General features: G+C 60.9%; 7 protein-coding genes and 1 pseudogene. 3 read left to right on the plus strand and 5 right to left on the minus strand.

The window, feature by feature from the left end; all coding sequences use genetic code 11:
* Positions 1 to 2,230, minus strand: a 2,230-nt coding sequence (locus BCO18175_RS38085; RefSeq protein ID WP_254608234.1) for a cytochrome P450, incomplete at its 3' end; no start/stop codon positions are given.
* 163 nt (positions 2,231 to 2,393) lie between these two features.
* On the opposite strand from BCO18175_RS38085, the gene BCO18175_RS38090 reads away from it, so the two are divergent.
* Positions 2,394 to 2,951, plus strand: a complete 558-nt coding sequence (locus BCO18175_RS38090; protein WP_254608235.1) for a TetR/AcrR family transcriptional regulator — start codon at positions 2,394 to 2,396, stop codon at positions 2,949 to 2,951.
* Positions 2,952 to 3,449: 498 nt separating this feature from the next.
* On the opposite strand, the gene BCO18175_RS40720 is transcribed toward BCO18175_RS38090, so the two are convergent.
* The gene (locus BCO18175_RS40720) at positions 3,450 to 3,722 is read right to left on the minus strand and encodes an ISAs1 family transposase (protein ID WP_254608236.1); all 273 of its coding nucleotides are present in this window, start codon (positions 3,720 to 3,722) and stop codon (positions 3,450 to 3,452) included.
* A 147-nt stretch (positions 3,723 to 3,869) separates the two neighbouring features.
* Here BCO18175_RS40720 and BCO18175_RS41065 point away from each other — a divergent pair, with 147 nt between their 5' ends.
* Entirely contained in the window at positions 3,870 to 4,106 is a 237-nt protein-coding gene (locus tag BCO18175_RS41065) for a hypothetical protein (RefSeq protein ID WP_368040728.1), read from the plus strand.
* Here the strand turns inward: BCO18175_RS41065 and BCO18175_RS41070 are convergent.
* A pseudogene (locus BCO18175_RS41070) lies at positions 4,079 to 4,473 on the minus strand (ISAs1 family transposase). The gene BCO18175_RS41065 and the pseudogene BCO18175_RS41070 overlap by 28 nt on opposite strands.
* 89 nt (positions 4,474 to 4,562) lie before the next feature.
* Here BCO18175_RS41070 and BCO18175_RS38100 point away from each other — a divergent pair.
* Positions 4,563 to 4,823: a hypothetical protein gene (locus BCO18175_RS38100; RefSeq protein WP_174988763.1), complete on the plus strand. Its 261-nt coding sequence runs from the start codon at positions 4,563 to 4,565 to the stop codon at positions 4,821 to 4,823.
* 425 nt (positions 4,824 to 5,248) lie between these two features.
* On the opposite strand, the gene BCO18175_RS38105 is transcribed toward BCO18175_RS38100, so the two are convergent.
* Both BCO18175_RS38105 and BCO18175_RS38110 read right to left on the minus strand, forming a co-directional pair.
* Positions 5,249 to 11,548, minus strand: a complete 6,300-nt coding sequence (locus BCO18175_RS38105) for an FG-GAP-like repeat-containing protein (RefSeq protein ID WP_174988765.1) — start codon at positions 11,546 to 11,548, stop codon at positions 5,249 to 5,251.
* A gap of 18 nt (positions 11,549 to 11,566) precedes the next feature.
* Positions 11,567 to 12,151, minus strand: a complete 585-nt coding sequence (locus BCO18175_RS38110) for a Vps62-related protein (RefSeq protein ID WP_174988767.1) — start codon at positions 12,149 to 12,151, stop codon at positions 11,567 to 11,569.
* Between the last annotated feature and the right edge of the window lie 758 nt (positions 12,152 to 12,909).

Genomic DNA, 12,909 nt, shown 5'->3' on the forward strand with positions numbered 1-12,909 from the left:
AATCGGCAGCATGATTGCCTCGGCCGCTCCACTTAAAAATCTCAGAAAACTGTCCGAACGAGTGAGGCCACCTCTGAACGGCCAGGTAATCTCCAGATCGATAAGTCATCGCTTTCGGAAGTTTCAATTCAATGTGCTTTTTAGAGCGGCTGCCAGCGACGCTAATGTCGACCAGCTCTCTATTGTCGACGATGGACGCATGCGCCATGTCGCCCAAATTAAGCACCTTTTCACGGGAACTCCCGGCGAAGCTTACTTTCAATGCGACATCGTCATGTTGACTGACCGAGACTTCCTTCCCGGCGCTAATTGCAAAGCGATTCCACATTTCGGTGTACCAACAGTCAAATTCACCAAAGAAGTCGCCACCGGAGTCGAGTTCGCCTCTGAAGTGCACTCGCGTAGCACCGGCCTTCTCGAGCGCTTCATCGACGCGCTTGGGAATCGCCTGGTACGTCCGCGCCCATTGTTTGTTGCCGCACCCAAGAACCGAAAAATGAACGCCGTCCAGCGCACCCTCGTCCAGTGCTTCGACATACGGGACGAATGATTTTGCGTTGTCCGGAGGCTGTCCTTCGTAGGAGGCCGTGACGATCACGATTGCGGGATATCCGCCGAGTTTTCCTGCGAAGTCGTCGAGGGGCGCGCACGTGGCGTGAAATCCGTGACGACTCGCGTCCCCTGCAATGCGTCGTGCAAAGGATTCGGCGGAGCCTGTATTTCCCCCAAAGAGGACGAGCAGATTCGACACATCTTCGCCGGTAGGGATCGACTGAACCGGAGCGACGCTGGGGCTTTGAGCGTGCGAGCGGGTGCGAAGGGCCGTATCGGGCACTTTAAGCGCACCTCGGGCTCGCGGTTTCACGTTCACCCGGAAACCGGCTGGCTTCAGCGTCAGCGTTTCGGCGACGTCCAGCTCGTAGTCCGGATCGGCGAAAGAGAAATCGAATCGCTGAAGCAGCATGATCAGAACGAGATGGGCTTCCTGCATGGCAAAAGGACGGCCGATACAGGCACGTGCACCATTGCCGAAGGGTTTCCATGAATTGGGCGGGAGTTGCTCCGCATTCTCCGGGGCAAATCGCTCCGGACGAAACGCCTCGACGTCCTCGCCCCAGACGCTCACATCCCGATGCAACATGGGCGTCAGGATCATGATGATGTCGTCGGGAGAAACGGCGTATTTCCCGCCGAACGTGGTGTCGGCGAGCGGTTTCACGGCGAATCCCGGCGCCGTCGGCCAGATTCGCAACGTCTCCATGAGGATTTGTTCGACGTAGCGAAGTCGTGCGAGATGCTCGATCCGTGGTGTCTCGCTGCCAACGACCTCGTCGACCATGTCCCGTGCTTTTTGCAGGATGTCCGGGTTTTTGAGGAGGAAATAGGTGGCAAAGGACAGGAGCCCGCTTGTCGTTTCATGTCCTGCGATGAGAAACGTGATCATCTGAAAGACGATGTTCTCATCATCAAGCTTCTCGCCGGTCACCGGATCGATGCCGTTCAGCATGCGGTCAAGCAGGTCCATCGACTCTTCGCTGTCGTGCGGGTTCTTCCGCCGGTCTTCGATCATTTTGGTCGCAAGCGATCGCATGACTTCGATGTCCGCGTCGAACTTTCGACTGCGATTGACCATCAACTTCGAAACGAGTTTCGGTCGCAACTCGCGCTTTCCCGCCTCGCTGAGGGTGTTGACCATGGCATCGACAAACGGATGCTGGTCTTCGCGGTAGAAGCTGTTGAAACGACAATCAAACGCACAAAGGGCAATCGTGTCGAGCGTCAGTCGAGTCATGTGATCGGACACATCGACCGGCGTCTCCGGGCCGAACCGCTCCCAATGGAGAAACATCTGGTCGGCGATGTCGACCATCTTGTCGAACATCGACCAGATACTGAGCGGGCCGAACGCCTGCATCAGCACACGATGTGCTTTGGCCCAGTTCGGTTCGTCACCGAATGCCGTAAATAGCCCGTCCCCGATCGCGGGTCTGAGTTCGAGCAGCGACTGGTGTACACACTTCTGAAATCGGCTTTCGTCACACGCTTCATTCACAAGTGTTTGCCCGCTGACAACGTAGTAACCTTGCCCGAACACCTCGAACCAATAGACCGGCCCGTAAGTGCGCGCGAGATCCATCATCTTTGCGAGTGGAGATGGCCCGAGGACCTCCATCAGGTGACCGATGACGGGTTTCAGGGGCGGCTGGGGGACGAGGGATGAGGATTTCATTTCAATAGCCTTTCAGAGGTGTGTCGGCGCATCGCATCTCAATCTATTGAACGAATGTAAAATAGACAAAACCACGTGTCCAGAGCTTTTTATGCCACCTGATGTAAGCCCTAATACCGCCGATCCTCGCTTTCAACGGAGTTACGACGCGCTCGTTCGCGCCGTGACCGAACTGCTCGACGACGCGCCGCTGAACACACTCAGCATTGCTCAATTGGTGCAGCGCGCGGGCGTCGCGCGTCCGACGTTCTATCAGCACTTTCCCGATCTTCACGCCGCCGCTCAGCGGGCGGCGCTGGTGAGACTCGACAATGCGTTCGCGTTCGTCGAGGAGCAGGGCAAACTGCTGAACCAGCCGAACGACGCCTTCATCAAGTCAATGGAAATGGAAACCGCGCTGATTCTCGAGCATCTGCATGCGCATCAGTCTTTCTATCTGACCGTATTCAACGACGCGGCGACATCGGCGTTTTTTGATGAACTGGTGACGTTCGTCGCCGGCCGCATCCTTCCGCCCTATGAAGGTGTTCGCACGGAAGCAGAACAGGATTGCCTGACGGTGCTTGGCGGGGGATTGGTCTGGACGGCGGTGCACTGGCTTCGCCAGGGCGCCACGCGCGAGACCCCGGAGGAAATGGCGAAGCGAATGGCTACGACTGCGGTAACGATCCTCGATGCGTTCGGTCTTACGCTCGGGTTCTCGCAGGCGGATTCAGCGTAGCGCGAGGCGGTGCACGGGAAGCGGGCAGGTTGATCGACATGCGCCGCTCAGGTGCTGAATCGACTTGCACGCGAACTCACTGCCCAGGAATGGCATCTTCAGTCGTATCACCGACCGACAGATATTGATCGATGCGGATGATCGCGAGGCTCGGTCGGTGTGATCTTCACTTTGAAAAATAGTTTGTACTACTTGTTGTGTATACGTTGGCTGCGATGGCTTATCGCACTGCTTCTACATATTCAGAAAACGAAATGCGGCAGGGAACGCTAGCGCAGCATGCCGTGCCATCGCACCCATTCCCACCAGCGATCACCGATCCCCGCTTCATCGCTTCCGCCTTTTGAGCGTATGTCGTGTTGGCGCCGACTGATAAAATCGCCTCCAAGGGCCGGATCGGAGGGCCATGCCAGTATTGACTCCCGGCACGCGCGCCAGCCAAAGTTAAATCAATTGTGACGTCCGGGGTGTTCCGTCAGGGCAATCGCACGAAGGGGCTTACCAGCCAAGGAGTTGGGCGCGATAGTTATCGCTGGTCGCGGCCTTGAGCCAGCGGATTTTGAGCCCCGCTTTGGTTTGCGTATCCTTGCGCAGCAGGTTCATCGTGATGCGACGCAGAATGGCAAAGTTCTGTGCCGCATGTTCGAGCCGCACCCTGCATTGATCTTCGCCGAACGCCACGTCGAGCACCCAGTGCATCGAGTTCTCGATCCGCCAGTGCGAGCGCACGGAATGTGCAATGCGCGTTGCATCGGGGGGCAGGCTGCTCACGTAATATCGACGCTCAACCGTCACCGTGTCGCCGATCTCGCGCGTGGCCTAGACCATCGCGATCGATCGCATGCCCGACCAGAGGGCGGCCGTGCGCCATGTGTTCATCACGTCACTGACCAGGCAACGACGTGTTTCGATCCGACCATGATCCTTCTCGACGTCCCGATATTCGCTCGAACAGTCCCGTCGATCAGCGGGATGGAGGCGATCGATGGCTTCAAGCGTCGAGCGAATTTCCACCGGCAGCGTCGGCTGGTTCTCTTTGACCGCCAACACATAATCGGCACCATTCGCGACCAGTTGCCGTCGATCGCAATGACCTCGCCGGACAAGGTTGGAAACGCGCGGCTCAATCAGCGCGTGAAGCACGCCTCGAACTGACGCGGGTCGAGGGCAGCGAACACCTGGCCAAACGTGTCGTGAGACGGGATGCCGTTGCGCAGCCTCACGTAGCCGCGCAGCCACTCTAGTGTCTCTTCCCCCAGATCTGAATGGCCACCCAGCTATCCGCTCCCGATAGAATCGCGCACAGCGCCACGACCAGCATCTCTGACAAGTCGTGGGCGGGCGTTCGGCTTTGCGGGTCACGTAACTCGCCGAACGCGTCTTCGATGCTCAGGGCTTGCGTTTCCTCCATCCGATGCCTCCGCAAAAGATAGTAGTAAACGCTTGATTCGCTTCGGTTTACAAACCCGTCTGTAACTCCTTGATTGTTAACGCCCCTTCGTGCGATTGCCCTGGCCACCATGCGGATAAACCGCCAACGGTCGATTTTCCTGAAACGTTAGGATTCCGTGGATATTAACCGTCCACTTGTTCCACACACGGAGATCCCTGATGAAAAAGCACTTTGCAGTTGCAGCATTGGTCGGCCTGTTTTCGCTCGCGGCGTTCGCACAAGCGTCGAATCCCCAGGTGGCGCCCGCACAAGGTGGCGCGGCAACGCCCGCACCGATGGCGCAGACTCCTGCAACGGCGCAGATGAGCCAGCCGGCTGACAAGGCCGCGCCGGCAAAGCGCAAGCATCACCGCCATCACCGCCATCACCGCCACCATCACAAGGCGGCAGTGAACGCCGCAAGCAACGCCGGCGCGTAATAAGCCCGAAGGGAGCGGCGAGGCACTGCCTTTAGCGAACCACGTCGCACCGCTCCTTTCAACTCTGCACATAAAGCGCGGCGGCGGTGGTAACGCATCCGCAGGAATCGACACGAGTGACGCGTTCGGCCAGCGCTGGGTCGATGGAATGACGGTCGGCACGCTCGAGGTCTTGTGGCACCCGCTCAGGCACGCGTGGCACGGCACGACATTGATCTTCGTGTCACAGAGGTATGAACAAGGTTCGTGATTATGCTCTGCAGTGCATAATCACGAACCTTGTTCATTCCCCCACAATGATCCACTTGGATGACTTGCACGTCGTCGTCCCGTAGCAAGTTGGCGCTGACCTTTAACCGGCCTCAGCACACGAAATTCCTGACACGTCCCGACCCGCCTGCGAAGCCACGCCGCCGGACGCATGCTCAACTGTCTGAAGCGCCACCTAGGCTGCGTGGATCAATATGAACGATCCACCGCGGACCGGTCTGAAGCTCCACCCAGGTGGCGTCGATCGCCGTGTATGCTACGCCGCTGATCCCGACCAGCGCGTACTTCGACTGCTTGGCAGTGTGGATCATTCGATTCAGAACCGTTCCGAGTCTGACCACGTTCCCTTGGCTGGCGCCGGCAGGCGGCACGCGCGCCCCCACGCCGCGCAGGTGAGCGACGCCGGCGGTCAGCGTCCCGGTAAGCAGGCCGGAGAGGATCGTGTTGCGCAGCTGTGCACCGCTGATCCCCTGATGGTCGATCGCGGCAGAGGCGACTTCCGCCCCGGCGACATTAGCCCCCGCGTTCACGGCCGCTCCCGCGATCACCTTGATGACCCAGTTGTCGGTCAGGGCGGGTGTGATCGGGGCGAGGAATCCACTGATCCATCCCGACACGGAGCCAGAAGCTGCGCCCAGCGACATGGCATGCGACAGGCCGCTCCAATTCCACGAACGAGTGTGCGTGTTCAGATACCCCAGGCCGGAACTGCCTGCGCCGGTCGCCGCGCCGCTCAGGGCCCCCCCGGTGGCTTTGATCGCCATGCGGCTGGCCACGGCCCTGCCGCTTTGGCGCTCGGCCGCGGAGGCGGCCTGCTGGCCCGCGAGATCGGCGTCGCTGGCGATACCCGCATCCAGGTCAGCGGCGACCTCGTCAGACACCCCGCCCGTCACCAGCGAGCCGGCCACCCCCAATGCTGTCAATACGCCCATGCCCAGATACGCGCCGAACAGGCTCCAACTGAAATGCCCCGTCGGGTCGATGTGATTCGGCGGGCCGTTGAGTTCGAAGGCAAAGCGGTTCCACGCATCGGCGCGCTCCGGGCTGCGGGAGCCAAGCCTCGCATCCGGGGTGAGGAACCGGCCTGTCGCGGGAGCATAGCAACGGGCGCCGAAGTCATACAGGCCGGTCTTCGCGTCCCATGTCTTGCCTTCGTAGCGCGCCGGCCCGGCCCTCTGGGCGCGGATCGCCTCGGGCAGACCAAAGCCGTCGAAGGCGGTGACCTCGACCAGGGCTCCATCCTCAGCAAAGACATGCGTGATGTTACCTTTGCGGTCGCGGCGGAAATACCGGCGCTGGGTCGCCGATCCGGCCGTCTCGATCGACGCGGCCTGTCCCAGCCTGTCGATCAGCAATTTCACCACACGGGAGCCGCCGTCGGTGCCGACCTGCTCCTGGTAGACCGGACCCAGGTAGTAGATCGTGCTGCCGTCCTCCCGCACTTCCCTCAGGCGCTGCCCGAGTTCATCGGACCAGATGCGCCGCAACACCGTCTCGGCCTGCGTCACACTCGCCAGCCGCCCCAGGCCGTCGTAGCCGAACCGGAGCGAGTCGCCGCGAGATTCGTGGCTCGCCGTGCGCCCGCAGGCATCCTGCGTGGCGCGGTAGATCACGTCCTCGCCCTTGAGGATCGTGCGGGGAAAGTGGCCGCTGTAGTCGGAATAGCGGTTGCCGTCCTTGGAGAGCAGGTTGCCGCCGGGCCCGTAGACGTAGCGGCCATTGCCGTCCGGGAACCCGGGAACCTCGGCCGACACCAGCCGCTTGTCCACGTAGGTGAACGACTCGGTGCGGCGTGCGATGTGCTCGACCTCGCAGGTCAACTGGCCGAGCAGGTCGTAGTCCAACGAGAAATCCAGCCGCGCGACGCCGTCCTGGCCGGCGACCGTCTCGCCGTAACGGAGACCTAGAGGGCTGTAGCTGTACTCGATGCCGAGTTGGCCGCCCAGTTCCACCCGTCCCGGGTTCCCCATGGGCGTGGCCCGCTCCAGCGGATAGACGATCGACACGCCATCCAGGTCCTGCCGCGTCATCAGTCCGTCGCGATATTGCCGGATCAGCCGGGTGCCGTCCGGATAGCACTGCGACGTCACCCTGCCGAGCGGGTCGAATTCCGTCGTTGTGACGAAGGGAGCACGTGCGCCGGCGATCGCCAACGTCTCCTGATACGCTTTGCCATAGCAATCGTAGGCAAAGCGTCGCGACAGTTCCAAGGTGTCGTCCGCCGCAATGATGGTCACGGCACACAGCGCGCCATTGCCGTTGACGCCCTCGTCGTAGGCCTGCCTGAACACCCGTCCGTCAGCCATGCGGCGGCGGATCACGCGACCCAGCGCATCGTATTCGTAGCGGTCGATGCCACCCGCCGCATCGGTGATGGACGCCAGCAGACCCGTGTCGGCATCGTAGCGGTAACTCAGTGCATCGCCACGCGCCGTCGTGTTCTGGTCAGGGTTGTCATAGCGTGTCTTGCGGTCCAGCGCGTCGTAGGCGATGGTGTTGACCACGCCGGCGGCGTCCGTGGACCGCAGCATGCGGCCCAGCGCATCGTAATCGAAACGAGTTTCGTCCTGTCCTCGCGGATCCGACGCGACGCTCACCCGCAGGTCACCGTGGAAGAGGTGCGCGGTTGTCTGCCGAGCGTACGCCTCCGGCGCGCCGAAGGCCTCCGTAACCGTCTCGCGCTGGCCGGCATGGTATTCCCAGGCGCACACGGCCGAACGCTCGCCGGCCGATCCGGCGGGCACGACCAGCCGGATCGGCCGGCCCTGTATGTCGTATTGGCAGGTCATCTCCTGTGGCGCGGTCGGCCTGGACAAATCCGGCGCGAAGAACGGCACGCTGCGCGTGCGCGGCTTGCCGCAATCGGCATAAGTCGTCAGGACCGCTACGTTGCCCTGCGTGCCGTCGCGTTGCGTCGCCGTGAGGGTGATTCGAGCCAGTCCGTCGATATAGCGGCGTTCCCAGCTCGTCGCGCGCGCGGTGCTATCCGCGAACGATTGCAGGACGTTGCGCTGCGTATACAGGCCGATCACGCCGTCATCCAGATAGTCCCGTGACTCCAGGGTCAGCACGACCGCTTCGCGAAAATCCAGCGCGCCGGTGACCAGCGCCGTTACCTGATTCGGATCCCGCTGCGCGCAGTCTTGCGGCACCGGCCCTTGCCGGCATGCCTCGCGTCCGAAACTGTCCAGGCCGACGATATGCGTGAAGCCGTTCTCGTCCCGCTCCGCCACCTTGACGCCGAATCGCGGGTCGTAGCCGTGGTGAACGGCGAGCGAAACGCCCCGTTCGTTCGCCGGTGCAATGACCGTGGCGGGGTAGGTGTGATAGGCAGCCTCGAACTCGATTGTCGTGGTGGCGCCGCCCGGCCGCGTCTCGGCGACTCGATTGCCGCACGCGTCATATGCCAGCCGGGTGGTCAGGAATACTTCATTGGTGTCGTCCCAGCGGCTCAGCGTCAGCAAATCGCGGGTCTGTGGCGCGTATGCGTAGGCCGTGAGCTGGTAGTCGCCTGGCCGGAAACTCGAGATTCGGTCATCGCTGGCGTTGGCGGACAGCTTCTCATATAACAGGTAACCCAGCGCCCAGGAATCGCGCGGGCCCGCCGCGTCGTTCTGGAACAGACGGTGCGTATGAACGACTTCGTCCACGGCCAGCGGCTGGACGGCGGGGAAGGGCGCCGTCGAGTCGATGCCGGACGGGTCGATCCAGGCCACGTAGCCATGCCACACACATGTGTTCGGGTTGCCATAGTTGTCATAGCCGGTGCTGCTGGCCACCGCGTAATCCGGCACGCCGTAGTCGTAGCGGCAGGCCAGCGTGCCGGTCCGACGCACCTCGTACACGGCTGCCGCCGGCACCGGCCGCGACGCCTGATAGGTGTTGACCGAGAGACCCAGCACCACGTCCCGCCTGGCGGCCGTCACCCGGACATCCTGGGAAATCGAGGCGTCGGCTTCCAGGCACTCGCTGGCCAGATGCCCCAGATAAGGAAAGTCCTGCAGATAGCGCTGCACGTGACGCAATCCGGTTTGCAGATCCGTGCTTTCCACCTCGCCAAAACCCTCCCAGCCTCGGCCATTGAGATCGATGCGCGCATTGGCATAGTGCATGCGGAAGCTGCGTGCATAGGCGTATCGATTCACCTTGTCATCGTTGGTCAACGTGTAGTTCGAGACGACATAAATGGCTTGCCCGATCACCTCCTGCGTCGGGAACTGCGCGGGCGACAGATGGGCGGGGTAGCGCCGCGCGCTGACATGCGGGTACGCGAGTCTCGCATCCAAGCAATAGGTACCCGAATCGCTTAGCGATGTATAGTGGATCGAGACACGGCCACCCAGCCCGTTGGTGATCTGATTGACCAGATCCGGAACCGGACCGGTGGAGAGTAGTGGCTGCGCCAGTATATTGTTCTCGGGATCTGGGTAGGTGCAGATCAGGTCCGCCTTGCCGTCGCCATTGGCGTCGCCGATCTGGCAGTTGAGCGTAGTGGCGCCGCTCCCGGTATCGAGCGACGCGAGTTGCCGGAAGCTGCCGTCGGGCAGGGATCCATACACGGTCGCATTCAGGACGCTCTGCGTATCGCGCCAGCAATTCAGCAGACACGTTTGCGATCCGCCATTGAAGCCCATGGGGAGGAGGCCGGAGGTCGAGACCACTTGTCCGGAGAAACTCGACGACGGCCCTGTCACGAACCCGCCCGCCGCGTCCGACAGGAATGACTGGATCGTGAGCGGTGTCGACGAGGACTGGCAAACCTGAACGATGTCGACGATGCCGTCGCCATTGGCGTCCGCAGGCAGGATGAGGACCTGGTTCACCGCTGACACGTTCAGACACGACGACACCGCGCGGGCGAAGAACGTCACGCCGTTCGCACTGCTTTGCGTGACGAAGGACGTGGTATTGACGAAGCCGTCGCGGTCGTTCCACAGCAGTACCATGTCCACCATGCCGTCGCCGTTGACGTCAACGGGCCACAGCGCGTTTTGCGACTCTGGCGCCGGCGATTCGGTGACCGTGGTCAACGCTGGCGTGCGCAACCCGCCGCTATCGCCCGAGAATTGCGACAGGTAGGTGTCGAAGGCGAGTCGGCCCCACTGATCGGCATAAGCCACCACGAAGTCCGTGCGCCCGTCGGCATCGGCATCGAGCGGGTAGAGTCCAACCCACCCCCCCTTCCAGGGATCTTGTGTCAGCGTGTTTTTCGACTCGCTAAAGCCGTCTCCCGTGGACAGGAAGACATCAAATGCCAGGCACCCCTGGTCCGAGTACGCAATCACGAGATCCGTCAGGCCATCGCCGTTGACATCTCCGGGCAGGACTTGGTAGTCCGAGGTCGAACCATAGGCGCCCAATGTGCAATCCTGGCCCTGGACATAGGTCACCCGGCCCTGGTCGACGCGCGCCAGAAAGACCGTGGCATGCAGCACCGCGTTGGGATCGGCACTGATTTGCACGATATCGGTGATGCCATCGCCGTTGACATCCATGGAAATGGTCTGCAATACGTCGACGCTGTTCAACAGCTGGCTGGACGGCTGCGTGGTGTCGAAGCCCGGCTGGGACACGTCCTGCCAGCCGGCATGAATCAATGGCAGTGTGGCGCCATCGGCGCCCACGGCCGTGACGGTTTCAAGGCAGCTCAGCCGAGTTACGTTGCTGGTCCGATACGTCAGCGCGTATTTGCGCACCGGGACGCCGCCAGCGAGCGACACGGCGATCGTCTCCAGCAGATATGAGGTGGTGACGGCATGGCCGCCCAGATACGTGCGCATGACGTCCGGTCGTACTTGCGCACCGTAAGTGAAATCTATATAGCGGTTTGCCGCCAGATCGGCGCGGGCGGTATAGCTGATATGGGAGAGATAAAAGGCGCCGGTATCCTGGCTCCCCGCCACGGGCTTGTTCGTATAGCGGTATTCGATCCGGTTGCCGTGCAAGTCCTCCGTGGCGGCGAGCGCCCAGACGCGGACATGCCGGGTATTCCCCGCCAGGATGAGGCTATCCGGCGTCGTGCCGTACTCGTGTCTCGTCCCGTTCTTCAGGTAGACGATAAAGCCGTCCTGCGGCGTCACCCCGGCCACGACCTTGGACCAGTCGTGGATCTCGGCGTAGTACACCGTGCCGGCTTGCCCGTATGCGCCCGATACCGCGATCAAACGCTGTCCGTCGAGCAGGTACCGGTCGTCGGGGCCGTAGTCGACACAGCCGTTGAAGCCATCGACATCGAGCGTGGCTTTCGTGCGCGTGATCGCCGACAGTCCCGTCAGGCTCCAGCCCACGCCCAGCACGCTGTTGCCTTGCTGGTGCCCGTACGCCAGGCCGATGCACGGGTGCACCCCCGCGATGCCGGGAGGCACTTCAATGGGCAGGTGATAAGTGGCCTGCCCATTGGCGTCGACATCGAACTTGCCTTGCCGCAGACCCACTGCGGATCGAGTCAGTGTCATGGATGCCCCGCGCCAGATTTACGTGGATTGTTTCGGCTTCTTGATGTCCCACACGATCACCGAGCCTGGATAACCGTCGCTCTGCACCGTCGCGACGCAAGTTCTGGCAGTCGGCAGCATCCAGATACTGACGTTGTTCGGCGCGTGGGACTTCTTGTCGGTCCAGACCAGATTTGTGTCGCTGGAAAGCGTGACCTGTTCGCACAGATCCTGCCGGACGCATATCAATGCCGGAAAGGTTGTGAGGCCCGGCGGGTCGTTGAAATCCATGACCGCGATGCAGCCGAGCGCAAGGAAGCCGTTAGGCGGGACCGGCATATAAATCCCCAAATTGCTCGACTGGCGGTTACCGGTGCAGGTCCAGACTTCCACAATCGCGGAGGGAGTCGACACTCCACCAGCCTGGTCGCACCTGTAAACGTTTTGAGTCACCGATGGAGGAGCATTGTAGTTAGGCGTCGCGGTCATTCCCAGCATGCCCCAGTCGAGGGGGACCACCGGGCACCAGAATGAAATGGCGGCTTCTGCACCCGATCCGACGTCCGTGACCGGGGTCGGTGAGAAAGTACTGACGGCTTGACTTATCATATTTGGGTTAGCCATGTGTGCCTCCAGGGAGTTAGCTTCAAATAATAGTTCCCGCCTAGCCGCTGCGGTATTCACGAGAAATCATCGCGCCACCATCAACACATCATTCAATAATTTATTTGAAATAATAGTGATTGCCGCTCGTGGGGTGGAAGAGGTATATAGAGGTTTATTGTGAAGTTATTGATTAAAGGCAAGCGAGTGCGCAGTGTTCCAGGGTCGGTTTGCTTCATGTGCCACATGCTCTCCGGCTCGACGATTCATTGCAAGCAACCCCGGGCGCCAGTTGCGTAAGGTTTCCTCGGGTTCGCGGCCAGCCCGGCAATGGATCGTGCAGGCGGCATCGAGTGTCAGGTACGCCGGCGAGCTTGATCACATGACTGGTGTATAAGGGGATGCGCTATCGGCCGTCGATACGTCAGCCATTTCTTGTGCAACGAATAACTGGTTGGCCGCGAACGCTACCAGGATTGTCCAACCAGGCAATCGCCGACTGCGTTGGGCCGCAGACTCCCGTCGCGTCCATTTTTCCATTTGCGTGAATGTCGATGCTAAGGTTGCTGCCACCCATGCTGAACAACAGGCTTGCACCGGCGGAAGCGCAGGAAGATTGATTTATCAGGATCCCTCGTTTTATATGAATTGAGTAGCGATGTTGTTATGGCCTTGGTTCGAATTTTCAGTTGTGCGGCGGTGCTCATCTCAGCTTGCTGATATGCATTTATATTTGATTTTTGAAAAATGGCAAGCTTTTTCTCTTGTAAGCAGATCTA

This window comes from Burkholderia lata, assembly GCF_902499335.1.
GTDB lineage: Bacteria > Pseudomonadota > Gammaproteobacteria > Burkholderiales > Burkholderiaceae > Burkholderia > Burkholderia lata_B.

What these genes read in the sequence shown, in the direction of transcription:
- BCO18175_RS38105 (WP_174988765.1), bottom strand. Translation starts at nt 11,548, where the DNA reads ATGACACTGACTCGATCCGCAGTGGGTCTGCGGCAAGGCAAGTTCGAT.
- BCO18175_RS38100 (WP_174988763.1), top strand. Translation starts at nt 4,563, where the DNA reads ATGAAAAAGCACTTTGCAGTTGCAGCATTGGTCGGCCTGTTTTCGCTC.
- BCO18175_RS41065 (WP_368040728.1), top strand. Translation starts at nt 3,870, where the DNA reads ATGATCCTTCTCGACGTCCCGATATTCGCTCGAACAGTCCCGTCGATC.
- BCO18175_RS38110 (WP_174988767.1), bottom strand. Translation starts at nt 12,151, where the DNA reads ATGGCTAACCCAAATATGATAAGTCAAGCCGTCAGTACTTTCTCACCG.